The sequence below is a fragment of the Streptococcus oralis genome, assembly GCF_023109155.1.
Lineage (GTDB): Bacteria > Bacillota > Bacilli > Lactobacillales > Streptococcaceae > Streptococcus > Streptococcus oralis_BZ.
On sequence record NZ_JALDUA010000005.1, the window covers coordinates 142,324 to 166,951 of the forward strand.

Annotated in this window: 36 protein-coding genes, 2 tRNA genes and 1 other RNA gene; 4 read left to right on the plus strand and 35 right to left on the minus strand. The window is 38.9% G+C overall.

Annotation, left to right across the window (positions count from 1 at the left end; all coding sequences use genetic code 11):
* Window positions 1-48 precede the first annotated feature (48 nt).
* From M1F63_RS09345 to M1F63_RS09490, 30 genes are all read right to left on the minus strand, one after another.
* Complete coding sequence (locus M1F63_RS09345; protein WP_247941270.1) at window positions 49-261, minus strand: crAss001_48 related protein; 213 nt, start codon at window positions 259-261, stop codon at window positions 49-51.
* Window positions 262-373: 112 nt separating this feature from the next.
* Window positions 374-625, minus strand: coding sequence for a DUF6275 family protein (locus M1F63_RS09350; RefSeq protein ID WP_247941271.1), 252 nt, complete (start codon window positions 623-625; stop codon window positions 374-376).
* 1 nt (window position 626) lies between these two features.
* Window positions 627-890, minus strand: coding sequence for a hypothetical protein (locus M1F63_RS09355; protein WP_247941272.1), 264 nt, complete (start codon window positions 888-890; stop codon window positions 627-629).
* A 54-nt stretch (window positions 891-944) separates the two neighbouring features.
* Window positions 945-1,202, minus strand: coding sequence for a peptidase (locus M1F63_RS09360; protein WP_216728938.1), 258 nt, complete (start codon window positions 1,200-1,202; stop codon window positions 945-947).
* Between the two features lie 2 nt (window positions 1,203-1,204).
* Window positions 1,205-2,974 (minus strand): phage minor capsid protein, encoded by a 1,770-nt coding sequence (locus M1F63_RS09365; RefSeq protein WP_247941273.1) that lies wholly within the window; start codon window positions 2,972-2,974, stop codon window positions 1,205-1,207.
* A gap of 131 nt (window positions 2,975-3,105) precedes the next feature.
* On the minus strand, window positions 3,106-4,668 hold the full coding sequence (locus M1F63_RS09370) for a phage portal protein (RefSeq protein ID WP_247941274.1): 1,563 nt from the start codon (window positions 4,666-4,668) through the stop codon (window positions 3,106-3,108).
* A 10-nt stretch (window positions 4,669-4,678) separates the two neighbouring features.
* On the minus strand, window positions 4,679-6,076 hold the full coding sequence (locus tag M1F63_RS09375; protein WP_247941275.1) for a terminase: 1,398 nt from the start codon (window positions 6,074-6,076) through the stop codon (window positions 4,679-4,681).
* Window positions 6,003-6,500: a terminase small subunit gene (locus M1F63_RS09380; RefSeq protein ID WP_247941276.1), complete on the minus strand. Its 498-nt coding sequence runs from the start codon at window positions 6,498-6,500 to the stop codon at window positions 6,003-6,005. The genes M1F63_RS09375 and M1F63_RS09380 overlap by 74 nt, the downstream gene beginning before the upstream one ends.
* A gap of 296 nt (window positions 6,501-6,796) precedes the next feature.
* Window positions 6,797-6,887: transfer RNA gene (locus M1F63_RS09385), tRNA-Ser, on the minus strand.
* A gap of 105 nt (window positions 6,888-6,992) precedes the next feature.
* Window positions 6,993-7,352 (minus strand): DUF1492 domain-containing protein, encoded by a 360-nt coding sequence (locus tag M1F63_RS09390; RefSeq protein ID WP_049479278.1) that lies wholly within the window; start codon window positions 7,350-7,352, stop codon window positions 6,993-6,995.
* Between the two features lie 129 nt (window positions 7,353-7,481).
* On the minus strand, window positions 7,482-7,748 hold the full coding sequence (locus M1F63_RS09395; protein ID WP_247941277.1) for a DUF3310 domain-containing protein: 267 nt from the start codon (window positions 7,746-7,748) through the stop codon (window positions 7,482-7,484).
* Between the two features lie 161 nt (window positions 7,749-7,909).
* Window positions 7,910-8,188, minus strand: coding sequence for a hypothetical protein (locus tag M1F63_RS09400; RefSeq protein ID WP_247941278.1), 279 nt, complete (start codon window positions 8,186-8,188; stop codon window positions 7,910-7,912).
* A gap of 1 nt (window position 8,189) precedes the next feature.
* Complete coding sequence (locus M1F63_RS09405) at window positions 8,190-8,675, minus strand: MazG-like family protein (RefSeq protein WP_247941279.1); 486 nt, start codon at window positions 8,673-8,675, stop codon at window positions 8,190-8,192.
* 8 nt (window positions 8,676-8,683) lie between these two features.
* Window positions 8,684-9,358 carry a DNA methyltransferase gene (locus M1F63_RS09410; protein WP_247941280.1) on the minus strand — a complete coding sequence of 225 codons (675 nt, stop codon included), beginning with the start codon at window positions 9,356-9,358 and terminating at the stop codon, window positions 8,684-8,686.
* Window positions 9,355-9,510, minus strand: coding sequence for a DUF7204 family protein (locus M1F63_RS09415; protein WP_193389845.1), 156 nt, complete (start codon window positions 9,508-9,510; stop codon window positions 9,355-9,357). The genes M1F63_RS09410 and M1F63_RS09415 overlap by 4 nt, the downstream gene beginning before the upstream one ends.
* A 292-nt stretch (window positions 9,511-9,802) precedes the next feature.
* A complete protein-coding gene (locus M1F63_RS09420) occupies window positions 9,803-11,107 on the minus strand; it encodes a virulence-associated E family protein (RefSeq protein WP_282184289.1) in 1,305 nt (434 codons plus the stop codon).
* Between the two features lie 41 nt (window positions 11,108-11,148).
* Window positions 11,149-11,970 carry a bifunctional DNA primase/polymerase gene (locus M1F63_RS09425; protein WP_247941282.1) on the minus strand — a complete coding sequence of 274 codons (822 nt, stop codon included), beginning with the start codon at window positions 11,968-11,970 and terminating at the stop codon, window positions 11,149-11,151.
* Between the two features lie 172 nt (window positions 11,971-12,142).
* Complete coding sequence (locus tag M1F63_RS09430) at window positions 12,143-12,649, minus strand: hypothetical protein (protein ID WP_247941283.1); 507 nt, start codon at window positions 12,647-12,649, stop codon at window positions 12,143-12,145.
* A gap of 19 nt (window positions 12,650-12,668) precedes the next feature.
* Complete coding sequence (locus tag M1F63_RS09435) at window positions 12,669-13,496, minus strand: AAA family ATPase (protein WP_247941284.1); 828 nt, start codon at window positions 13,494-13,496, stop codon at window positions 12,669-12,671.
* Window positions 13,496-13,813 (minus strand): hypothetical protein, encoded by a 318-nt coding sequence (locus tag M1F63_RS09440; protein ID WP_247941285.1) that lies wholly within the window; start codon window positions 13,811-13,813, stop codon window positions 13,496-13,498. The genes M1F63_RS09435 and M1F63_RS09440 overlap by 1 nt, the downstream gene beginning before the upstream one ends.
* Window positions 13,814-13,828: 15 nt before the next feature.
* On the minus strand, window positions 13,829-14,965 hold the full coding sequence (locus tag M1F63_RS09445) for a DEAD/DEAH box helicase family protein (protein WP_247941296.1): 1,137 nt from the start codon (window positions 14,963-14,965) through the stop codon (window positions 13,829-13,831).
* 19 nt (window positions 14,966-14,984) lie between these two features.
* The gene (locus M1F63_RS09450) at window positions 14,985-15,455 is read right to left on the minus strand and encodes a hypothetical protein (RefSeq protein WP_247941286.1); all 471 of its coding nucleotides are present in this window, start codon (window positions 15,453-15,455) and stop codon (window positions 14,985-14,987) included.
* Window positions 15,455-15,805 (minus strand): hypothetical protein, encoded by a 351-nt coding sequence (locus M1F63_RS09455; RefSeq protein WP_247941287.1) that lies wholly within the window; start codon window positions 15,803-15,805, stop codon window positions 15,455-15,457. The genes M1F63_RS09450 and M1F63_RS09455 overlap by 1 nt, the downstream gene beginning before the upstream one ends.
* Before the next feature lie 8 nt (window positions 15,806-15,813).
* Entirely contained in the window at window positions 15,814-16,293 is a 480-nt protein-coding gene (locus M1F63_RS09460; RefSeq protein ID WP_138099575.1) for a siphovirus Gp157 family protein, read from the minus strand.
* On the minus strand, window positions 16,286-17,008 hold the full coding sequence (locus tag M1F63_RS09465) for an HNH endonuclease signature motif containing protein (protein ID WP_345772917.1): 723 nt from the start codon (window positions 17,006-17,008) through the stop codon (window positions 16,286-16,288). Before M1F63_RS09465 ends, M1F63_RS09460 begins: the two co-directional genes overlap by 8 nt.
* Before the next feature lie 13 nt (window positions 17,009-17,021).
* Entirely contained in the window at window positions 17,022-17,252 is a 231-nt protein-coding gene (locus M1F63_RS09470) for a hypothetical protein (protein ID WP_247941289.1), read from the minus strand.
* 1 nt (window position 17,253) lies between these two features.
* Complete coding sequence (locus M1F63_RS09475; RefSeq protein ID WP_247941290.1) at window positions 17,254-17,466, minus strand: hypothetical protein; 213 nt, start codon at window positions 17,464-17,466, stop codon at window positions 17,254-17,256.
* Complete coding sequence (locus tag M1F63_RS09480) at window positions 17,463-17,657, minus strand: hypothetical protein (protein ID WP_247941291.1); 195 nt, start codon at window positions 17,655-17,657, stop codon at window positions 17,463-17,465. The genes M1F63_RS09475 and M1F63_RS09480 overlap by 4 nt, the downstream gene beginning before the upstream one ends.
* Window positions 17,654-17,926, minus strand: coding sequence for a hypothetical protein (locus M1F63_RS09485; protein WP_084938812.1), 273 nt, complete (start codon window positions 17,924-17,926; stop codon window positions 17,654-17,656). The genes M1F63_RS09480 and M1F63_RS09485 overlap by 4 nt, the downstream gene beginning before the upstream one ends.
* A gap of 75 nt (window positions 17,927-18,001) precedes the next feature.
* The gene (locus M1F63_RS09490; RefSeq protein WP_001112858.1) at window positions 18,002-18,193 is read right to left on the minus strand and encodes a DNA-binding protein; all 192 of its coding nucleotides are present in this window, start codon (window positions 18,191-18,193) and stop codon (window positions 18,002-18,004) included.
* Window positions 18,194-18,489: 296 nt separating this feature from the next.
* Between M1F63_RS09490 and M1F63_RS09495 the strand changes: the two genes are divergently transcribed.
* From M1F63_RS09495 to M1F63_RS09510, 4 genes are all read left to right on the plus strand, one after another.
* Complete coding sequence (locus M1F63_RS09495) at window positions 18,490-18,873, plus strand: helix-turn-helix domain-containing protein (RefSeq protein WP_247941292.1); 384 nt, start codon at window positions 18,490-18,492, stop codon at window positions 18,871-18,873.
* Window positions 18,874-18,875: 2 nt separating this feature from the next.
* The gene (locus M1F63_RS09500; RefSeq protein WP_247941293.1) at window positions 18,876-19,634 is read left to right on the plus strand and encodes an ImmA/IrrE family metallo-endopeptidase; all 759 of its coding nucleotides are present in this window, start codon (window positions 18,876-18,878) and stop codon (window positions 19,632-19,634) included.
* 132 nt (window positions 19,635-19,766) lie between these two features.
* Complete coding sequence (locus M1F63_RS09505) at window positions 19,767-20,438, plus strand: zinc ribbon domain-containing protein (RefSeq protein ID WP_247941294.1); 672 nt, start codon at window positions 19,767-19,769, stop codon at window positions 20,436-20,438.
* 123 nt (window positions 20,439-20,561) lie between these two features.
* The gene (locus tag M1F63_RS09510) at window positions 20,562-21,704 is read left to right on the plus strand and encodes a tyrosine-type recombinase/integrase (protein ID WP_486679354.1); all 1,143 of its coding nucleotides are present in this window, start codon (window positions 20,562-20,564) and stop codon (window positions 21,702-21,704) included.
* A 76-nt stretch (window positions 21,705-21,780) separates the two neighbouring features.
* On the opposite strand, the gene ffs is transcribed toward M1F63_RS09510, so the two are convergent.
* The 5 genes from ffs to M1F63_RS09535 all read right to left on the minus strand — a co-directional run bounded on the left by ffs (window position 21,781) and on the right by M1F63_RS09535 (window position 24,626).
* Window positions 21,781-21,879: signal recognition particle sRNA small type (gene ffs / locus M1F63_RS09515), an RNA gene on the minus strand.
* A gap of 32 nt (window positions 21,880-21,911) precedes the next feature.
* On the minus strand, window positions 21,912-22,379 hold the full coding sequence (tadA, locus tag M1F63_RS09520) for a tRNA adenosine(34) deaminase TadA (RefSeq protein WP_001110098.1): 468 nt from the start codon (window positions 22,377-22,379) through the stop codon (window positions 21,912-21,914).
* Window positions 22,380-22,579: 200 nt separating this feature from the next.
* Window positions 22,580-23,866, minus strand: coding sequence for an adenylosuccinate synthase (locus M1F63_RS09525; protein ID WP_084859381.1), 1,287 nt, complete (start codon window positions 23,864-23,866; stop codon window positions 22,580-22,582).
* A 241-nt stretch (window positions 23,867-24,107) separates the two neighbouring features.
* Window positions 24,108-24,344, minus strand: a complete 237-nt coding sequence (gene comW, locus M1F63_RS09530) for a sigma(X)-activator ComW (protein ID WP_000939513.1) — start codon at window positions 24,342-24,344, stop codon at window positions 24,108-24,110.
* Between the two features lie 208 nt (window positions 24,345-24,552).
* Window positions 24,553-24,626 (minus strand) — tRNA-Asn (locus M1F63_RS09535).
* Between the last annotated feature and the right edge of the window lie 2 nt (window positions 24,627-24,628).

Consider the following 24,628-nt stretch of genomic DNA (forward strand, 5'->3'; position numbering starts at 1 on the left):
AGTCTTCGGACAAAAAGAAAACCGTATGGAATCCCGTACGGTTAGGTTTTATAGTTTAATTTCTTCAATTTTCGCACGTTGCTCTAGAGTAGAAAGATAATCCCACATAACTGAACGCTGACGTTTTAACAAATCAATAGGACATTTAGGTTCAAACTCTAACTGTCCTTTCTCGTATTTGCCAATCATCATATCCAACTTTTGGAATCGTTCTTTCAATTCATAGTATTCTTTTTTAAATCTTACTTTCCAATCTTCCATATCTTTATTCCTTTCAAACATAAGAAAACCGCCTCGATTTCGATTCGGTTTATAGCAATTTACAGTAATTTATAGCAGTCTATTCCTGCAAGTCAAGATGTCGGATCACCTCCTAATCTTTAATGGCACGATTTGAAATCTTGGCGTAAACATCCACATAAGTCTCTTTCTTGTCTCCGTTATGCGTGATTTCTGCATAATTTCCACAAGGCTCACTTGATGTAATTGTGTTCGTACTAACAAGAGCTTTCCAATTTTGCAGGGTCTTGCTAAACCAAACTACGAAGCAGTCTTCTACTTTGATTTCACGATCTGATAAGCGCGAAAATTCTTGTGATGCCAATTGTTTTGCTTTTTCTAACATTTCATTCCTCCGTTTTTTCATATATTTGTGCAAAAATATCAGGCTTGCATGGATAAAATTCACCTTGCACGCCTTTGATGATGTAGTCACCTTCTGTTGCAATCATCAATCCTTCAAGTGTTTCTATCTTTAAAACCGGATTATCCAAATCAGCATAATCTACACGAATTGGATCCAATCCTAACTCTGACAATTTCAAAATTGATTCTTCCGTATCTACGAACCGAACCGCCTCAATGACTACTGGTTTCTTTCTGTATTTCATTTTTTCAATCCTTTTCTGAGTACAAAAAAAGCACCTTATAGGCGCTCTGTGATATTAACAATCGTAAAATACATGCTTCTCACGTTGCAGTCTACGTCTTTTCTCATCTGAATCATAGCCGTACTCATCTGCAAAATAATCGTATTGATCTTTGATACATTTGTCTAGTTTCGCTTCAAAGATATCACTCTCTTCTTGTGGTCCATAGATAGCCGCTACAGGAAAAATCGGGGCTACTAAACGATATCCAAAGATGTCGCTGAATGTATCTGCTTTTTCTGCTACACGTAGATAGCTTTCGATAATCCGCATGACTACCTCTCCTTTAGTTTATTTATAACATAATTATAACTCTCAGGAAAAGTTTTTTCAAGTATTTCTCTGCGTTCATCATCAAATTGTGCCTCAAACACATGCGCAAAAAACTCACTCTCTATATTTCCTTTTTTCTCCCAGTAAACGAGCGAGTGCGAATACTTACCTTGTATTCTACCTTCACTCAACGCTCCTAATATATCAGATGCCGAAGAGGCTTTATCGTTGATATGGATTGCTTCGAAAATAGCATCATCAGATAAATTGATAAAGTCTTTACGCAGAAGTTGAAGGATTTTTTTATCCTTTGTGAATTCCCAACCTAGTTTCTCATCTATTTGATGACCAAATTCATGGAAATAACCAGTACCAGGTCCGCGAGGGTCGTCTACGTCCTTATACATGTTCAGGAAGAGTTTTCCAGATTCATATCTCACAACTCCTGTTTCTGCAATAGTTGCAATCGCCGACTGGTCGGCTAGTCTTGCAAACAAGTCTTGCCCAAGCTCTGTACCTCCCTTGAATTTTTTTCGAGTCGCATCGATATACATGTGTCGTGTCTCTGCAGCAATCTTCTTCGAAGCTACGCCACTAGTATCTCTAGGCAATCTCTGACGATTGATGAATTTCTTGTAATCACTATCACTTTCGAGTGAAAGCTCTTGGTATAATTTGTATCCTTTTTCCGCTTCAAAGTATTTCAGATTTTCTTCTGCATTAGACTTAAGTTTAGACCATTCTTCCGCCCTTAATGTGTACTTCTGAACATTGTCTTCATCGAGACTGAACTGCGATAATCTGCTAAATCGTTTCTCCTGTCGCTTAGCATGCTGAACTTTGTTGTCCAGTAACTGTCTTTCCTTGATGTCGTTCAATTCCTGATTTGTAAATATTTTCTCTGGCTCGCTACTGATCCCAGGGAAATAAGTTGTATGCTTATCTTTGCAGTTAGGATGATACAAACCAGCTGCCATTGCAGAACTTAATAATGGATATGGACCATCAGCCGCACTGCCTCCTGACCAGACATCATCAATCAATACTTTACCTTCAAAAGGCATACACAGAGGACATGCATTCGATCGCTTGTTTAAGATAACAGTATGAATCCCCCACTCCTGGCGCTTGACTCCCTCGCCCATTAGGTAGGCTCTTTTGGTTGCTGTCCGAATGGCCATGTCAGTGTACGATACGATATTGACCATGGCTCCATTACTGTATTGGATGCATGTGATTCCCCGACTTAGAAAATCTTTGGTGGCCATATCCACTGATTGCTCGTAAGTCTTAGCTCCTGTGTTAGCTGCTACCTGAGCATCAAATATTGTACGCCTGTACTGGTCATCTGTATACCGCAATACAGCATGCTCTGCCGTCTTCATATCATGCTCGACCGAGTTGAGTAACGCATTCAACTTTCGTTCGTTGATAGCAAAAAATGAAGTCCCTAGGTTATCTTTTCCACTGTTAAATTCAAAACCGTTCTTGATAGCTTCCAGGATAGACATTTCCTCATCATCCATGCCTTGCTTATAGGCTTCTTGGATAGCTGTGGAAATCTTGCTATTGATATTGGCAAACTCTTTGCTATATTTTTTGGCATTAGCTCGCTTAAATCGTTCAAGCTCTTTCAATTGAGCTACCTGCCATTGTTCCCATTCAAAACCTTCAGCAGTTTCCTCTGCCTTATGCCTTCCGAGATTTCTAATCATGGAATCAAGCAGATCGTTTTCAATTCGCTCAAATGCTTTAGATACATCATAAGCCATTGCAGTACACCTTAAAACCTTGCGCCTTAAAACTTCTCAATTGTCGCTTAAAAGCTGTTTTACTAGGCATTTTGAGGTTGAGCATATCCAACTTATTGTTCTTCTCAACAGCATAGATACCAAATTCTACATTATCGCTCGCTATCTGTAGAAGTCCCTGTGCTTCCTTCTGACTCATGTGATAGATCCTCTGTCCTATCGTCACCGTCTTCAGCATCTTCAGCCTCCTTCTCTATCTCAAAATCGTTAGCAACTTCATTCAATGATGGCACGTTGATTTCTGTCACACCTTGCTCCACTTTGATTCTTGCCACTTCCTGGTCTTTCCATTCCTGGTCTTTTGAGTCACCGTATAATTCCTCAACGCTCGCTTCAATCGACATGATACCACCTGTCTTAGCCTTAGAAACTGTCTCAACCTGTGATTCAAAACTAGGGTTAGCATACTCACCAAACGGCACGTCGACCTTGACTTTCTGTAGCGGGTTTTTCTTAAGCACACTATCAGCATTCAAAACCATACTAATTAACTTTGGCAGGTAATCTTGCAGAGCTGTCACAATAGCATTGCGAGTATAGAGAGTTGCCTTTTCTTTCTCACGTTGTGCCTCAGCATTATCTAGCTTCTTGACATCGATACCGAGTGTTGATGGGCTAATGATACCTTGTAAAGCTAAATCAAGCGCAGTCACGTATGTACTCAAATAACTTTCGTGCGGGATATTAGCTTGTTGCAATGTGATTGTGTTTTTGGCATCCTCACCCATAGCCGTCTCGACCTTGATAAAACGATGGTCAAAAGGATTGCCCTTACTAATTTCGCCTGTGTAAGGATCTCTAGGGAGCAAATTCTCAGGAATATACTCTCGTGATCGTCCAGAACGAAGAGCATCCATCCACTGACTCCAAGACTCATCCAAGCTATCAAAAGCATCAGTCTTACGATCATAGATAGATTGACCACGGCCTTTTACTTTAGGTGACGTGTAAATCTTAAACGGCAAGCACAAGATAACAGATTTATCGAACTCCACATCGACAAGGTTAGCGGTGTACTCTGTCGCGCTCATATCTAGCTCAGTTTCGCCCCTGTAGAGCTTATAAGTTAATGAGCCATATCCGTAGATTTCCTCGAGCAAATAGCTCCCTCTGTGTTCTGTGAAGTGCGTGCGGAAAATAACTTCTTTCAATCTTCCACGGTTGTAGATGACTTCAATTCTATCTCCACCCACCCATTCAACAATAGGCAATGTTGTAAGTTCCGGATCAAATGAAATACGAAAAGCACCATCACCCATCACAAGACTATCTTTAATCGCCTCCTGCAGTTGATCGTGGAAATTGCTATCTTCAGCAATCTCTTCCCACAATTTTCCTTGTGTTTCCTCAGCAAAGTCTAAATCATTCATATCGTGCAGCGTGATATCTACCAACCTATCAACGATGAGACCAGGTATTCCTGTATGAATCTTTCTAATTTCTTGCCCAGGAGTGCTTGTCGCTCCCCAAAAGTTGATGTTGATGTGTGGTAATTGCTTGTAGAGCTGGTCCAGTTCGTATGAGTCGCCACGGTACCAGATTTGGTTCTTGGCTGCATTATCTTCAAATGTCATTGCCTCTGTAATTGTGATGACATTTGGCTGTGCCTGTTCCAGTTTGAGAAAGCTTCTCATACCCTTTCTAATCATGTCCATTATTCCCACTTTAGTTTTCCTTTCTTCCGATTATCTTCCTGTATGGCAACCATGCATACTGATTCGCATTGATTGTGTGATCATTTGCATCTTCCGGCTCATCTTTTCCTTCTTTCCATGAGTAAGTGTTTAGCTCTTTGATATGATTCGTACAATGACTTAACACATAGTAGCAACCTTGAGCTAACCAACCAATTTGGAAATTGATCCGGTCAATAATCTTGGTTTTCTTATAAGCATTGTTAAAGATATACAGACAGCCGTATTGTCGCTTGTATTTGTTTAATTCTGTAATTGTTGCTTGGTCCGCACTATCAACAAAGACATCACGCGCCAATCCCCATTCGCCACGATTGCGCTCTAGGAAGCTGATGAACTTGACCACAGTATCAGATGGAGCAATCGGTATATCAAGTTCAGCGTTGTTATAGACTTCCTCATCCAGCGTATATAATTTCCCGTCATCTGATATCCCTTGGAAAATCATTGCAATTGTATCCGGACTACTTGCTGAGTAAGCTGTATCTAGTCCCGCTGTGAACCGCTGGAACGTGACCGTATTCTTTACAAAAGACTTACTCAATACGTGTTTTTTGCTATCAAAATTAACGAAGACAATTCCTGTTGCTCGGCCACGTAGACCAAGTATTTTATTTTTGTAGAGCTTAGTCCCAACTGGTGCAGCATCCTTTTTCTTCTGGATGGCTTCTGGTGTTAGTGACAGGTTGTCATTAAACGTAAAAAACCAGTAACGCCATTTAGGGTTAGCTGGTTCTGATAGGTCTCGCATAATTTCTTCCGGCACATCGCCTGCGTACTTTTTATACGGCCGTGCCTTGTTGATGAACTCTTTGTAGACTGGTAAATCAGGATTATCCGGATTGAGCGTTGCCATCAAATAATCATTACGTGTGGACAACTCACGAACAAACTCAATGTCAGCTGTGTTGACCTCATCAATATAGACACATCCATACTGACCACCAAGGACCAGCTTCCATTTTTCCTTGTTGTCATACCCTAGTACATAAATGATTTTGCCCTCAAACTTGATGTGAGGAATCTTCGAATCTTTATCACCATTACCGCAGTAGATGGCTGATTTGTGTATGTCTAAAATTCCGTTATCCTGATTAATGATATTCTTTTCAGCTACACCAACTGTCTTTGCTGCAATGATGTGAAACTTCTTCGAACTTCTGCTGACTGCTCGCATAAACTTGACACCAACACCAACCGTTGTTTTTCCAGCTGCCGTTGTACCTTCCAAAAAGTCCGCATCAACATTATTAAAGCTGTTGCAAAAGTCGATGTACTTTTGAGATAAAGGGAAGCTATTCGTCAAGTCCATCACCGCCCAACTGACTGACGATATCGTCAAACTTCTTAGTCTCGGTAACCGTTGCATTGATGTCTACTTTATCAGTCCACATTTGATGTCGTTTCCCTAGTAACTCCAAAGCTTTGTTCCTATCGCTGTTCTTTGTTGGATATTCGACAAGTTGAGGGATTTCATTGTAGACTTTTACAGACTTACCAGTCACGGGATCAGTCATCAACTCAGCTACTTTTGTCGTGACCACAATTGTCTCTTTTGCCTGACCTGATGCAATCTCTGACAACATCACAAGAATTTGTTTTTGAGTCAGGATTTTTTCATCCTGAATCTCATTCATTCTTTTTTTGATATATTCAGAAATGTCAACTTTTGTCAACAATCTTTGTCCTTGACTTCTAGCAGTCTTTTCACTATACCCTGCCTTAATAGCTGCATCTGTTGCATTCCCGCTGATGATGTACTCATCTGCGAATCGTCTTTGTCTTTCATTCAATTTTCCATCACCACCTTTTTAATAATTAAAAAAGCCACTCGATGAGTGACTTAATGCAAGGCGACTACTACCTTGCGTGTTAATTAGAAATCAATTTGAAGTTTTCCTTTTTTTATTTTTTGTAGTCATTTAAAACCTCTGAGGGAATCAAACCCTCTAGCTTATAACTTACCTAGGATATAAGTAGCTATGCAATCATGCAAGGTCCAGTCGCTCCGCAACCATTTGTAAGTTAATGAGTGATATATGAATGCTAAGCCTGTTGCCTACCCTGTTCTAGGACACAAATCACTCAAAGGAGAGTGTGGGATTTGAACCCACGAACCGCACATAGGCGACTACCCGTCTAGCAAACGGGCGCATTCAACCTGACTCTGCCAACTCTCCATATCAGGGAAGGCTTACTGCCTTACCCCTAATTCTTGATACTACCATTCTAACAGATTTTTAGAACCGTGCCGTCCCAAATAGTCCCATTTTGAACTTATGACATCAGATAACTTCTTCTAAGGCTAAAATTGCCTCATTCTTCAATCTGTAATAGGTTGTACGACTCATTTTCAAGTCATAACAAATACTATCAGCCGTACCTTTATTGATATAAGTCATTCGTAGGATTGTTCTATGCTTAGGATTTGTCAGCTTGTTAATCATCCGCCCCAATTCCATTTTTCGATTGATTACAACATTGGTATCTTTCTCAATTTCGTCTTTCATCGTGATCAACTGAGCGTACACATCATCAATCTTTCTTGTCTGCCCACCTTTTACTTTAGCTTCGGCCCACTTTGGACTTGAGAGCAGGCCAGCCTCAAGTTCGTTGATTTCGTCAATACGACTCTGGATATCCATGTCAAGGTTCTGTAATTCGCTTAAAAGCTCTTTAGCCTTCACTCTCTATCTCCTTTGTGATATAATAATAGTGTTTGAAATTATTGCTGAGGTAGAGAGTGCCTTGGCTTTTTTTAATGCCATTATCGTCTATGTTCTACAATGGTTTTTCCTCAATTGTGGCTGCTCGTTCTCTATCTCCTCGATTAGCCAGTCGAGATTCTTTCTGGCTTTCTTCAGATCTTCAAGACCGTTTTTCTTCTGAAATCGCAATTGATACTTCAAGGCATTTCCAAGATAAAAGCCTTTCAGCTGTTCTGGTGTCATGAAGTTCCTTAAAGCATCGATAGATTCCATGCCGTATCTGCCTTGGTAGTGGCTTGGTTTGTTTACGTTATCAATTTTTTCTGGTTTCATTCCTTCTCCTCCAAACTAACAGTTATAGCCTTTTTATCTTCTTTACAGATAAAAATAAGTGTTTCGCCTTTTTTCAAGTTTTTTAAATCCTTTTTTTGTGAGTTTCACTTTATGGACTTCGTAGCTTTTGCCATCTATTTCAAGCATCAGGTAAATCCTCCTTAGATAAACAAACTAGCCAACCAAATTAAAAATGCACATGTAATGATTTTCGAAATACTGCTCTTCACAGCATACGAATAATCCTCTTCAGATTCTTTTTTGCTGGATAACACAGGCCAGATGAAAGATAGTAGTGCATCCATTCCTAATGCTTGCCAGACTGTAATTTTACCAACTGGAACAATCGTTGTGATAATTTCATTCCAACCATACTGAACCACAAATGGCGATACAACGATTACAAATACAGAACCTAAAACAATACTTAGTTTTTTCATTTTATAAATCCTCCTCTTTCACGAAAGTTCCGTCAATCCAACGACCTTTGCGGTCTTTGATTTCTTGGTAAGCCAGTTCAAAACATTCTTCGAAGTTATAACCTAGCGACTTGCTTATTGATTTTAACCAATAAATTGAACGAGTTAAATCGATTATATACATATCTTTATTTGTAAATCCATTTGATAACTGAATATTGCTGATTGTCCTATTCAAAAAGGTCAGACATCCTATGACACGGTATTCGTCGCTAAAAACTTCATCAAAAATCTCCTGCACGTCTGCCTTAATCAGCAATGCCAGACCGACAATCACGACTGCACAATCTCCGATACTGTCCTTGGTTAACCGCTCATTCTTCTTGAGATAGCCAGCGCATAACTCACCGAACTCTTCACTTAATTTAAGCGACTGCTTATCTAGTCGTCCACCGTTTTCAAGGTCACGGTCTATAAACCATTGTTTTACGTTTTCTAGTGTGTTCACTTTAACTCCTAAAATAATTTTATTTTCTTCTCGTAAACATCAAGTCTCTGTTTAGCAAGATTAAAGATGTCTCTATCTAACTCGCAACCTACATACTCAAAGCCTAATTCTTGGCAAGCAATCAAGCTACTTGCTGAACCAACATGAGTATCAAGTATTTTATCGCCTTCTTTTGCGTAAGTTTGCAATAACCAAAGGTAAAGATTGACTGGTTTTTGTGTCGGATGGATTCTAACCTCATTCAATGCCTTATTTCCTTGCTGAATATGGCCTTCAGATATTGACTTGCCTTGCATCATACCATTCCACATATAGCGAAACAGCCGTGTACTATCATGTAAGCTGCAGTATGCTATCTCACAATCTGAAAAACTTGAATGACCATTAACTTTGTCCCAAACGATACGCCCAGAACCAAAAGAATAGTCGAAGTAGTTCACACCCCAAATGATTTGATTTTTTGAAACTCTAAAAAGTTCGTCGAAATAATCTCGATTTGGAATTTGCCACTCTGAGGTTTCTCCGTACAATCTACTGACCCCAATCGGACTGACTTTCCGGCCGTAAAATTTTCTTTTTTCTGGACCAGGAAAATATGGTGGATCGACAATAGCTAAATCAAAATAGTTATCAGGATATCTTTTCATGACGTCCATACAATCTTCATTAAGAAATAATTTCAAGTTCTCACCTCATCCATCTTAACTTTATACATTCGATTGCCTCGATACTTGCTCTCAAGCTGAGCCTTGCATTTAGCAGCATCTCCCTCTTTCTTAAAGAAGTGAGTTTCATCTACCATATTGTCAAAATATAGTGTTACTGTGTATGACATTTTTACCTCTTTTCCTCAACTGCTACCGTACTACCGATAAATTCTAAAAAGTAAAAAATAATTTTAAAGAATCCCTATTTTATAGGCTTTCTCTATTATTACTATTATTTTATATACTTTTTTTAAAAATATAGGTAGAAGAGTAGTATTATATATAAATATTAAATAAAAGTCAGTAATATCAAGGGGTTAGACTGCTACCGATGTGCTACCGATGTCTCATTTTATCGGTAGAATGCTACCGATCTACCCCCTCAACTGCTACCGATGACTACCGATAATTTTAAAATTGCTACCGATTAGTTTTTTCCGAATTCTTCACTCTTACGAACCCTTTTGTACTTTTACCTCCTGCCCGGAAAACACTTTTTTTCCAATCAGGATGATTATCCATGATCATGTTAATCTTCGTTGACAGCTTCCTGTCATTCGAATTTCTCATAAATAAGTTGTACATCATTTCACGAGTTGAGACCTTATCTAGTTTTTTGCTTCCAGGATCAAAGTCGCTACTATTATCGAAATATTTACTTGTGTATTGATGTTGTTGCTGAATAGACCAGTTTTGCCAATTTTCAGGGACGGGCATATCAAGATATTCAAGCACTTGTAATTCAACTTCATCACGATACATGAACTGTTCACGGTAGATATTCAGTTCATCCTCTGTATTTTCATCAAACATCAAATCAGCACCAGCACGATAGATTGTAACGGCTTCGCCCCAAATTTGTTCGATTGTATCAGGCTCGATTTCCATTGGATGTTTCTTTTGTTGCTTGCTATCTGCCATAATCGGGAGGAATCGACGTTCACCGGTTTTGTCCTTGAGGTATTCTTTTTGATTAGTAGTCCTGGCTAAGATGAAGTTCTTGGCAAATTCTTCTGTTCGTTTCATGTATGGTTTACGATAACGTAGGCTAGTTTTAGAAATAAAAGCCTTAGTTTCTGCAAAGCTCATCCGATTACTGGCCACCATTTCATCATCGTTGACGATTAGACTCTTTAACATAATGTCGTAATTATCTTTATTAGAGAAATCTGTTACGGCATCCGTATACCATTCGCCACCCAATTTTTGAAGGAGGGACGTTTTCCCGACTCCTTGGCCACCGACCAAGTCCAGAACATAGTCAAATTTAACGTAGGGATCATAGACCTTGGCAACTGCACCAACTAGCCACATTTGAGCGATTTTAGAAATTAAAGGGTTATCTTCAGCGCCAAGATATACTTGAAGCATGCGGTCAATCCGGTTTCTGCCATCCCACTTTTCAGCTGCTCTCTCCATATACTCAATAACTGGATTGTATGATCTTTCTGAAAAGAAAGTCTCCATGCCATCCAGCATCGCTTGATTCGAGAAAGCAACACCTAATACACTTTCAAAGTAAACTTTTACAACTGAATCAAAATTGGAAGGGAGTTCTCCTTTTTTGAAAAGAGTATTACCAATTTTGATGTCTTTAAGGAGTTCGTGTTCCTGGGAGAAATCATTGTGTTTTAAATAAATGCTCAGTTGATCATCGGCTTTAAACGCTACAAGTACATTCATCGGGCTGTTCGCTTTGATGTCACCTTTTGCATTTGTGATCATTCTGTCTTGTGAATTTATACTTACTACATCACCGATTTCTCTCACCTCCTATCCTTTTTAATCATACTTTCAACAGTACGCATCACTTCCTTTTCTGATAGAGGATTTCGACTGTTAGTATTCGCCAGTCTTGCAAGTTGAATTACTACTTCATCATCAACTGCTCGATATAATAGACCACCTACGAATTTTGCTAGTTTATCATTTCGCCCACCCTCATCACCAAAGCCAAGGCAGATGGTTTCAAAGAGATCTGTAGTCTGTGTTCGTTCTCTAGTATGTGAACGTCTAGCTAAGTCCCTAAGACCATCCTTACCATCATACTTATAGCCATGAGTTTCGCCATACTGTTTTTTTATAGCCTGGATTAATTCTTTTGAAGGAGTAACCATAGTACCACCTTCCTTAGACTTTTCCAGATCCCACTCATACTGCCCTTTTTCTGTTGCTGACGGAGCAACAAGGACATAATTGTTTTCATGAGCTTTGATGTCAACACCTGGTAAGAAATTAATCATTTGAGTGATAGGGGCATCCTCTCTCTTGAAGTAAAAGAGGTGTTTCCCACCGCTTGCCGTCTTAGCTTGCAGTGTCGGTTCAATCAATCCCAGATTTTTCCATTTTTTCAAGGATTCAAAGCCGTTTGACTTGCCGTGTTTGTCAATATCGATGACAAAGAAGTTGGTAGTCTTTAGGGCAATGTTTGCATTAGGGTAGCCGTCCCAAAAGTTTTCAATCTCGGCAGGAGTCATGGCAGGCTTATCGGCAAATTCAATCAAAGGCATCTTGTTTTTGGGATTGACTGGAATGACTGAGAACCCTAACTTTTGGTACTGTAATGCGTATTCTTTCATCGACGGCATGGGTTTTTCTCCTCTTTGTAAATATAAACAAGTTCCTGGGCCGTATAGTTTGACTGATATTCGGCTTCAGTCATATCCAAGTATGTTAGCATAGCTGTATAAGCCTCTTCTACTGTCGTGAAAGGACCAAATTCCTCATCAGTTTCATCAATGACCCAGAACTTGTTATTTCTTAAAAAGGGAGGTCATCATCATCAATATCAGCTTCAGTCAGCGGTTGTGCTTCTTCTTCTTCAAGGTCATAGTTTCGGAACTCACGGCCATCTTTCCCCTTAGTCACAGAGATAACAAGGTTGTAGTAAGAGCCAACTGCCTTACGTTGTAGAGCCTCTTCCAAGGCTTTACCGTCTTCTTCATTTCCTTGCATACTGTCGCCAGCAAGGACCAAGGCTTTGATAAAGAATTTCATGGTGCGTTCAACTGCCCAGTTAAGGTTCTTACCATTCCATTCAGTCAGTGTGCCAAATGTTGCAAATTCAGAGCGTCCACTGTAATCACCGCCACGGATTTCAAATTGATAACCAAGACTTTCCCAGCCTTTGTCCGATACGTTGAAGGTTGCTTTCTTCAGGACTACTGGATAAGTACCAGCCGGGATTGGTGCAGGGCCGTTGGCACTGTCTTTGCGTGGGTCAAAGCCCTCTTTTTTGATTGATTTTGCGATATCTAGTAAGCTCATGTGTGTTCTCCTTTATTTCTTAAAATAATTCATCATCAGAGTCAACTTCTTTCTTAGGTGCCTCTTTTGTTTTTTCGGTCTTAGCTGGTTTAGTTGTCTTAGCTGCTTCTTTTTTAGGGGCTAGCTTGCCCTTTGCAGGCTCAACAGCCCCACGGATAGTTACCAAGATTTTCAAGATGGCCTTGTCATCAACCTGGTCCGCATAGTAGGTCTTACGCTTGCGGTCAACCTCACGATTGTAGTTATTTCCGATTTTCTCAGTGTGGATCATCAAATCAGAATTTCCGTTGATAAGATTGACATACTTATCTTTCAAGCTTGGTTTGTCTTTGGTAGCATTGCCATTGTCATCATATTCCGAAACCTGACGGCTGATGTAAATAACATTCATTGGTAAGGCTTTGAGGTCAATGACTAATTCTGTGATAGCTTGATTGAAAAAGTCGTAACCTTTACCGTATGGAATTTCTGACAAAGATTTCAAACGTGGTTTACCTGGTGGAGTCAATTCATCACAGACAGCGATCTTAATCATTTCAATGACATCATCAATAACGTCAATGACCACTGTTTCATAAGAATGTTTTTGCGTCTGGAGAGCAAGCAAGATTTCTCCAAGTTGCTTGATGACTGAGTTAGTAATTCTTCCCTTGTCATCTTTCACATTCACAAGTTGAATACTTGGCACACTGTTAGCTTCTGCATTTCCATCCGTGTTCAAGACGATTGGATTTGGAAACTCATTGGCCAGGTAAGATTTCCCACTCATAGTTTCACCATAGATGAAGAAATTCCTTGGGGTGTCTTTAGGTACTTGTGGTTTATTTGCTGGAAGTGTAAATACCATTAGAGTTTACCTCCAAAAATTTCCTTAATCATGTCCTCGATAAATGGACGCTCTCGTTTGATTGGTTCAACTTCTGAACCGTTTGGGTAGCTCATCTTGTATTCAATTTCCAGGGCGACAATTTCACAGTCAAAGGCTGCTGCAAGGGCCTTGTAAGTCTTTTTGCTTCCCTCATATTTTTCACGGGGGATTTTTAAACAGTGAGTGATGCAGCAATAGTCTGCTTGAAAGGCTAGGCTCCCACGATCTTTGTAAGATTTAAGAAATTCTCCGGTTTTACGGCTACGAAATACGATCATTTCAGTTTTTTTATTCATTGTGTTTTCCTCTTTTTAACTTTCTTTATAATAAAATTCAATTACATTTACATCATGCTGCTGACGACTTCCTGTTATGCGCCAGAGCAATTGCCGATAGTCATCATATTCTCCAGAACCTTCTTCTACTGGATCCAATACGACAATAGTTTGGTATTTATGTTGCAGACCATCAACCCCCACTCCAAGAACTTGACTGGTAGCAACCACGATTTTCTTATCAAGTCCTTCTTGGATATCGCCCGTCCAGATTCCAATTTCAGGGTGGCGCTCGCTAATGACATTGACAATCTGCTTAGACTTACTGACAATCAGCATGTCATGAGGTGCTCTCTCAATCAAACCGTCTAGCTTTAGCATGAGAGGGGTATCAGCGTTGACTGGTTTTAGTTTTGGAAAATCAATTGCTACACCCGTTTGATTAAGATAGCGCTCAAAGGTCTTTCTTCCAAATGATTGCTTGGACATTGCAGTCTTGCCGTTAACCGTTACAAGATTTAGTTTCCTAAATTCTGCAAGCTTATCGGTGTTCCCTGGTTCTACCTTGACCGGATAAAACCTAATTTCAAAACCGTTGTTTTCAACTGCATTTTCGATTTCTTCGATTTCTTCCCATCTGAAGAAATTTGGTAAATCTGAGACGTATTTCTCATAATCTCTGAAATCTTCCCACTTCTCTTTTGAGTAACTAAACGGATCATAGACCATTCTCCCGTGAGTTTTTTGCCAGTCAAATTTATTATTTGGGGTTGCCCACCCGAAAACGATTTTTTCTAGCGGGTAGAAATTCTGGCCTTTCTTCCTGATTGGAGTCGCTGAAAGACCTATTGTGTATTTACGCTTTATTTTGCAATATAAGGCCACTTGCTTATCACTCGACATATTCTGCCACTCGTCAATGATAAGTACATCACAGGCCAGTTTTTTCCCCTTTTTGATTTGATTTTGAAGATATCTATCTGTCTGAATGATAATCTCAACATCTTTACCAAAATTCATAAACTTGACTGCATCTATCCAACCATTCAGAATTGCTAGTCGATTATTCGTGATAATGATTCTTTTCGCTTTTCTATGTTTGGCGATCGCTAGGGCGCAGATTGTTTTGCCTCTGCCTCCTAAAGCCTCAAGAAAGATTCCATTCGTCAGCATATCGCTACGCTTAACCGCCTCAGTTTGCCATTTTCTCAGTTGCAATTTTCCCAATATCTTGAACCACCTCCTCTACATCATTTCGCATAGCCCAGAATAACCCGAGTCGGGCGGCTGCACGTACATCCTGATGATGACTCTTACTAAACTTCCATAACCCCAAAAGTTTTAAAAGTTCGTTTGGAATATCAGATTGATAGCCAGCATTTCGCTGGAGAACAGAGCCAGGAAAAAGAATTTGAAGCAAGGCGATATTCTCAAGAACCGAATTATCCTTTGATTTATCATTGTCACGCGCTTCAAACTTTTCAATGACTACGATATCAGGTTTTAAAAATCGGCCCACTTCTTCAAACCACTTGCGCGTACTCTCGATTTTGGCTGATGGTACAACCCAATGATCAACTAACTTTGCATTATCCAAGAGTACGATCCCGTGCGTACTTTTTGCCGCTTTGGCACTACCTGGATCAATTGCTAAAATTTTCATCAAACACCAACTTTCTCAGTCAGCACTCCTGGATAAAGGGCTGTGTTAAACCAATTTTGTTTATTCACTTTTGCAAAAGCAAACAAAGTCTTAATTTCTTTTGCTTGTTTTTCGAATCTTCGAATATCTTCTTCCGATTCAAAAATAGGTTTTTCCTTGTATTTAGCAACTGTGACCAGCTTGTATTCCGGAGTAAATACTGGCTTTTCATTTCCTTGATCAAGATTTGTTTCATCTACTTTTACAAAGCGAATTGCAACATCAAATAGAAAACCTTCAGTAACAAGCACTTCAATTGATTCTGGTCCAATCACAACTGCTAGTGAATCTGTTACTCGTGTTTTATTCATCAATTCCATTACTTAATCCTCAAACTTCTACTTTCTTGCAAGGTAGCACCCTTGACTTTCTTACCTGCATTCAGCAATTCCTTGATAGCATTTTTGTCAGGTTTTTTTGTAATTACAAAATATTTCTTAGGCAGCTGATCCTCATCAACAACTACTGAAGGTTGATTTTTTGCCAAATAAACGGTAAAAAGTAACCCCTTAACCTTGTCATGTCCAGTAATTTCAAAAGCTCCTTGTAAGCCAGTTTTAAGCCGCGTGATGTCATTTTCAATTGACTTGCATCGTGCAGTCAGACGATCAATCTCTTCTTTGAGCTGTTTCTTATCAGCTTCTTTATTTTTGATAACCTTGACCGTATTTTCGACTTTCTCCTCGAACTGATCAGTCCAATCAATCGAATCCAAGGTATCAGCTTTTGTTTCTTCGTCTAGCCCTTCCATGTCATTAATTTGTTTAAAAATCCCTGTTAGTTCGTATAAACTAGCCATTTTTTTCTACCTCTCTAATTTTGTTTGTAAGTTTTGTTAGTCCAATACCAGATTTAGTCAAATCAGCGTTGGACGTAAATAGATGATTTTGATTCATTCTAGCAATTTCGTTTTTAGATAAACATGCCAGATTTGAAATATCATAGTTTGTTTTGTCACCATCCAGGAAAACGATTGAGTACCCTTTGGGTATCAGGCCATGATGGTCCTCCCAAACCTTGCGATGTTTCAAAACCCATTGATTAGGTTCCCCAATTTTTTCTTTCGGGTATCCGTCAGTTGTATAGTTGATTGTGCCGACAGGTACATAATTCGGAGGTCGATTACCTTTTTTGAACTGCCCGCTGTTTTTTGGCATATTGGGGTATTTCTTCCCCTTATTGTGGGGAGTCTGACCTTTCTCGAATCTTCCCGTCAAACCACTATGTAGATTATTATTTCTCCGATAACTCTTAATCTGTTTCTCAGTTAGTGATAAGCCAAATTTTTGGTTCATTTTATTTGCGACATCACGAGAAATCTTATTTTTTTGAATTGACACAAGATAATCATGTTGCTCCCTCGTCAGCAATCGGCCTTGATAGATTTTCCCAACTGGTAATCCAAGGCGTTTGCGTACGCCGCCTATTTGAGTCTTGGTATAGTTTGTCCCAAATTTCTCATTTAGTAACCTAGTTACTTCGGGAGTTAATCGACCAGGGCATATTTCATGCATGTACTCCGTGTACTCATCCTTCCAGCAAAGCGATCGGGGCATTGACCTCACCTACCTTGTCTTTGAATTTTTCAGCATCTAACGCCAACTGGCCAGCTTGTAGGATTTGACCTGAGATAGCGACCATTTGTTTCGAGCGCTGCAATTCCACTTTTAATTCATCTGTCGTAAGATCCCTGTCGTCCAACGTTTCTAGTTGGGCAAAAAGAGTATTGGTTAAATCTGTCAATTTATTTCGAACCATTTTAAACTCCTTCTTCTACACCTTTTGCGAGTCCCACAGGTGGTTCTACATCATAAGTAAATTGCTTATCTGAATTTCTCAAGTTTATGCGTGCGATGTTACTTGCTATTCGCTGGCGCTCTTGCTGTTTCATTTCAGCGTGGTCATCTAGTTTATTTACTAGCGACCACAGGATGATTCCAACGATTGTTGCCAGGTAAATGTATTCCATCATTTTGAGTTTTCCTTTTCTTTATAGATTGCCACAATGTTTTCAAGATCAGCAATACGCTGATTGACATTTTGAAGTTTTTCTTGTGTTTCAATCAGTGATTGATTGAGATCCAGAGCGACCACTCTCCAGTTCAGATTGGTTTCTTCGACCTCTTCCGAAAAGTAGTTTTTAATTCTTGTTAGTAGGTTCATCCGACTGACCTCATTTTCTTGCTTTTCACCATTTCTTTTTCCCAAGCTTGAGTCCCACGATATTGTAAGTATTCGTCAAAACCTTTAATCGTGACAAGCTGACCATCATTCCTAAGATGCTTCTGTTGGCTAGGTAGCTTCTTCATCTCGCGTCTCATGTCTCCCGCTTGTCGCTTTGAGCATCCAAAGATGTGTTCTAATTCTTCATCATTAGCAGAGACTTTTTCAATGATCACATCTTTAATTCTTACAATTTCAACTGCTTCCATTTTTGCTCCTTTCGTGATATAATTCAGTTAGTTATTTTGATATGCGCCTGACTTCTGTTAGGTGCTTTTTTTGTGCTACTCAATCCCATAATCTTCAATAACCTGAAGAATGAAACTGTTCGCTCGTGGACCTTTTGTCGTCCCACTTAGAATGTTTGTTACTTCCTGTCGCTTAAAGCCGTAAGCAACCGCTAGAGTTGTCTTTTTAATGCCTTTCTCTTTTAAGAAAGCATTAACCTTTTCACGACCGTTTGCGATATCTGGCATATGCGTTCCTCCTTTTTACACTTTATGTAAATAAGAAACAACTAAATTTTTAACTATTTTTCTGCATTACACTTGACAACTCACACCAAATTGGCTAAAATGAAAGCATAATAAAAACAATGATAAATCTATAAATACCGTTCGCCAAAACATTTTTATAATTTATTTTCTTAGTTGTTTTTTTAGTTATTTCTTACTTACAAAAAACATTTTACACCATTTGGGATAATTAGTCAATCTTTTTACACCAAATTTGTTAAATTTTTTTGTAATGTCTTAGAAAGGTTGATTTAACAATGTTTGAGACATTTGAAAAAATTAAAGAATTAGCAAAAAAGCGTGGAAAAGCTCTTGGGCAAGTCGAAGAAGACTTGGGTTATGGCAGAAATACACTGTATAAGATAAAAAACTCTACGCCAAATGCTGAGCGTATCGCAGAAATTGCTAACTACTTCAACGTATCCACCGATTATTTACTCGGACGGACAGATAATCCTGCTATTGCAAAGGATGACAAGGCAAATGCATATCTTGGTCCAGCTGAGACTGAACTTGTCGCAGCGTTCAGAAATCAGACCCAGAACATGACCGAGGAAGAAAAGGTTCGTTTTAATAAGGCGATTGAAAGCTTGATGGTAACTGCTAAAACCCTGATGGACGATGACAGTAAGTGGAGGTAATTATGGCTAGAGAAATTATTTCCCGTAGACAGTACATCCAACACTGGGATTACGCCGTCCCGGTGATCGAAGCAGTTTCTCGACAGAATAATATTCCACTTGAACAAGTTACTTTTCAGCACATTATCCGTTACTTTGAACAGACTTACAACCTTCATTTTATCTTCTTTGAAAAGGACCCGTTTCCTATGCTTCCTTCAGCCGGTCTACTTGGGTCTGAATACATTAGATATCGAGGGCTTGTCAATCATCCAGATGTTACCTACTTGGATGATATCATCTGTAAACACAATGACGGCTTTACCATTTATAGCAAAGAAAAAGAAAAGTACCTTGTTTATATCAATCAAACACATATCAAAAGACGGGTTATCTTTACCATTTTGCATGAATTAGCCCATATTGCAGCCCATTTTAGCACGGGCCGTTCTGATGAGGTCGCCCTCGCTTGCGCTAACAACTATCAGAGCAATCCGCTAGAAATAGAGGCTAACACCATGGCCTCTCTCTTTTACATCAATAATGAGCGCATGGTCTGGCACCTCAAAAACAAGCACTCATACGAGCAAATTAAACAAGCAAATATAATCAGCGATAACGCCCTTTTTAATCGATTAGTTGATTTTGTTCATTATCGGATATTGAGCTATGATGAATATTTATTGGACGATCAACAGCAACGACGAGCAGCTATTGACCTCGTTACAAAATACAAACAAGGGAACAATATCTTACAACAATATTATAATATTGACGTGTAATGTTAAAAGCAGATGTGATAGCTGGTGCATTGTGGCGAGGTATTGAGAAAAATAAAAACCCATAACCTCGTCGGCTATGGGCAAGAAAAAAGAGCATAAAGATTTTAAATAGTTATTATTTTGGAGGTTATTATGAAATTTTGTCCTGAATGTGGCAATCCAGTAGAAGGTTACAAGTTCTGTCCAAATTGCGGTTATTCTATCGCTAACCAAGAACCGACTGAACAACCTCAGCCCGTCAATAAAACGGCTTCTCCATCACCTGCTCCACGAAGCAGAAAAACGGACAAAATCGGACCACTTGAGATCGATAGATATAATCGTACCTATCGTATTCATGGAGCTCAAAAAGCAAAAGGCTCTTCTGGATTGGTCGGAGGAACAATTAAAGGCTCGGTAAAAGCAGGGCTTGCAATGGGAACGATGGGATTGTCTTTGATACCGTCCTTGATCAAGAAAGATAAGAATGACACAGATTGGTATTCGTTCGAGGATTTAGTATCGTACGAATTGATTATCAATAATCAAACTGTTGTTTCTGGAGGAGTTGGTCAAGCATTGATTGCAGGCGCTATGTTTGGTGCGATTGGCGCTGTCGCAGGCGGTATTGTTGCGAAAAGAAAATCAACTTCTAAAATTTTAAACATGACAGTCCGTGTAACCTCAAATGACTTCACTAAACCAGTCGTATTTATTGACTTGATTAGAAAGCCAGTAAAGAACACTTCGAAAGAATACAAAGAAGCCGTCGAGAACGCTCAGCGAATCATGGGAGCCTTGGATGTTATCGTCCATAATTCATAAATGAAAAAATCCCCACACTCGCAAAGTTTGGCGACTCTGAGTGTGAGGAAATCATGTATAGTAAAAGGCATTAAAAAGCCCTCTTTACTATACCCATTTTATCAAAAAAGTGAGGTAAAATCAATGTGGATGGAAGAATTGCCAAACGGCAAATATAAATTTTTTGAGCGCTACAAAGATCCATATACTGAGAAATTAAAAAAAGTCTCAGTCACGATGGAGAAGAAAACTCCACAAGCAAGAAATCAAGCCGCCATCTTGTTGCAAGAGAAGATAAATCAAAAATTAGGGGAAAAACAACATTCTGTTTCTAATATAACTTTTGAAAAACTATATGAGGAATTTGAGGAAAATTGGAAACATGGTGTTAAAAATTCAACAGTCTATGCTTCAAAAAATGTAAAAAAAGAGATTTTAAAGCAGATAGAGGGCGACTACCTAGTTAGAAATATTGATAGACGTTTATTACAAAAAGTAATAGATCAACTATTACAAGATGGGAGATCTCATAACTATGTTTCTAAAATCAAGTTCAAACTCAATCAGATAATGAAATTCGCGGTCAGAATGAATTACATCGATACAAATGAAATGCTATTTGTTGAAATGCCTAGAAAATTAATTACAACTGACGATCTCAGAAAGAAAAATACAAAATACTTAGATCAAAAAGAGTTTAAGTTATTCATCCAAAATTTAAAAGAAGAGGCTCTATGTGATTATCGAATTACAAAATATATCCGAATAGCTAAAGTTCTTTTTCTTACTGGCATGCGATATGGAGAGCTTGCTGCCTTAAATTATAAGGAGGATATAGATTTTTCTAAAAAGACCATTCACATCAAACATACATACGATTTCAGGCAAAAAGAGAGGACTACACCAAAGACAATCAAGTCCGATAGGGTTATAACAGCACCTCAAAAAGTGTTAGACATCATCAAAGAGCAGATAATAGAGAATGCGACAAATGGATTTGATACAGATTTTATTTTTATAAATACTTTAGGAGAGCCAATAACAAATGCCCGGGTTATTGGTGCATTGAAAAGACATGGCCAGAAAATTGGCATAGATAAGAACATCACTACACATATGTTCAGACACTCTCATATATCCCTACTTGCTGAATTAGGTATCCCCTTGACTGCCATCATGGATAGAGTAGGACATAGTGACTCAAAGACCACACTAGAGATTTATTCCCATGTCACTCAAAAAATGGTATCAGACATATCTAGCAAGTTAGACAAGATAAAATTTTAATTCTGCCCCTCGTCTGCCCCTTTTTATCACATAAGACAAACAAAAACCCCTTAAAGTGTTGATTTTAAAGGGTTTTTAAAGTGCACGAAAAAAGAGCACACAATTCACATCGCTTAGGGCTGCTGGATTCCTCCCCTGACCCGCTTCACGCAGAACTGTTGCTCCACTATTCATTATACCACATTCCCCTCTGTTTTTAAAGAGAAATTATTTTTTCCGTCGATTTCGGAAAAAGTCCTGCATAATCGCTGCACAGTCATCTTCCAAAATTCCCGTTTCTACCTCTACACGATGATTGAGACGCTCATCTGTCAAAATATCGTACAAGCTTCCAGCTGCACCAAATTTCTGATTCTTAGCCCCGTAGACTACCTTTGGAATACGGGCAAGCCCAATCGCCCCGCTACACATGACACAAGGCTCAATGGTCACAAAAAGCGTACAATCGAGCAGGCGCCAGCTCTCCTCACTCACATTCGCATTCTCTATAGCCATGATTTCTGCATGCATGACCGCCCGTTGCAACTCCTCGCGCGCATTATGCCCCCTACCAATGATTTCTCCATCCTTGACAATCACACAACCAATTGGAATTTCATCGTGTTCTAAGGCAATCTCAGCCTCTCTCAAAGCCTCTCTCATAAAGGCTTCTTTTTCTTCAACTGTATAATTCATCGTTTTTCTCTTTTCCTACTTTTCGATTTTATTATTATATCATGATTCTCAACACAAAAAAAGCCACCGAATGCGGTGACTTAATAGGGAGATTATTATGAAAAAGAAAAGTTTAGGATATTTGTTACAACAAGTTAGGAGGTCTTCTTGTAACTGTCTATAGTATACCCAACCTGTCTTAAACTAATCTTAAAAATCTCCTATGACCAAACACTTTCTAAAATATTGGTTTGTTCACGACCAGGACCTACTGAGAAAGTTGAGATACGAACACCAACCAACTCGCTTACACGACGAACATAATTACGCGCATTCTCAGGAAGATCTTCCAAATTACGAACCCCAGTGATGTCTTCTGACCAACCTGGCAATTCCTCGTAGATTGGTTTGCAGCGTTTCAACTGCTCAAGACTAGCAGGATAGTAATCAATACGTTGACCATCAAGATCATAGGCCACACATATTTTCACAGTATCCAAACCACTCAAAACATCGATAGAGTTCAATGAAAGATTGGTAATACCAGATACACGGCGGCTGTGACGCATTACAACTGAGTCAAACCAACCCACACGACGTGGACGACCAGTTGTTGTACCATATTCATGACCTACTTCACGGATGCGATCTCCCACTTCATCAAACAATTCAGTTGGGAAAGGTCCGTCCCCTACACGACTCGTATAAGCTTTACATACACCTACAACCTTGTCAATCTTACTTGGACCAACACCAGACCCAATTGTCACACCACCAGCGACAGGGTTTGACGACGTAACAAATGGATACGTACCTTGGTCGATATCTAGCATAACACCTTGCGCACCTTCAAACAGCACACGTTTGCCATTATCAAGCGCATCATTCAAGATAACGGATGTATCTGTCACGTATTGCTTGATTTGTTGACCATACTCATAGTATTCTTCAAAAATATCGTCAACTGAAATAGGGGTACTATCATATAATTTTTCAAACAAACGATTCTTCTCCGCAAGATTGCGTTCCAAACGTTCACGGAAAATATCCTTATCCAAAAGATCTGCAATACGAATTCCAACACGAGCAGCCTTGTCCATATATGCTGGACCGATTCCCTTGATTGTAGTACCAATCTTATTGTCACCCTTAGCTTCTTCCTGCAAGCGATCCAACTCAATGTGATAAGGCAAAATAACATGCGCACGATCAGAAATACGCAAGTTATCAGTTGTCACACCTTCCTCATGAAGATAAGTCAACTCTTTCACAAGGGATTTTGGATTCACGACCATCCCATTCCCAATAACAGAGATTTTTTCAGGAAAGAAAATTCCAGATGGAATCAAGTGCAACTTAAATTTCTTACCATCGATCACAATCGTGTGACCAGCATTATCACCACCTTGATAACGAGCAATTACCTCTGCATTAGCAGAAAGAAAATCTGTAATTTTCCCTTTACCTTCATCACCCCACTGGGTACCTACAACAACAACTGAAGTCATAATAAAATTCGTCTGAGCTACTAGGAGCTCGTCCTTTCTCATATACATGGCAGGAATTTCACCCACAATTATATCTTACAATTTATTATAAGAAAAAAACACTATTTTATCAAGAAGAAACAGTAGAAAAGATTTGGAAATTCTTTCATTTCTAAATATAAAAACCTTTGATTATAAGCTAATTCTATATTTTTTAAAATATATCCACAACAATCGTTCGTAATTATGATATAGATACTTCCTATTGGATGAGAGTTGTACCACCTTGCAGTAATTTCTCTAGATATAGACGATAAGCTGTTCTAAAGTGATATAGAGAAAAGTCCCTATCACTTTTAATTTTAAATCGGATTAAGTAATATAGTAAAAAACGGAGATGAAGTGATTCCCACTCTGAACAACTCTGGCCTAAAGAGGCATATTCTTGTTCAACTAGTTTCAAAAAGACAAATGCTCGATCATAAAATTTCTGAAGCATATAAAAATTCCCTTTCTTATTAGTAACACTAGTCTAACAAAAAAAGGAACTAAAAAAGCTTCAAATCCTATAAAAGAAGAATTTAAAGCTAAACGAACTATAAATAAAATAAAGAGGTAATTACAGATTTAAAAATTAAAATTTGAAATTTCAACAATCCACTATATTTATAAATAAAAAAACGCTCAATTGAACGTTTCAATCTATACTCCGCCAGTAGGACTCGAACCTACGACATCATGATTAACAGTCATGCGCTACTACCAACTGAGCTATGGCGGATA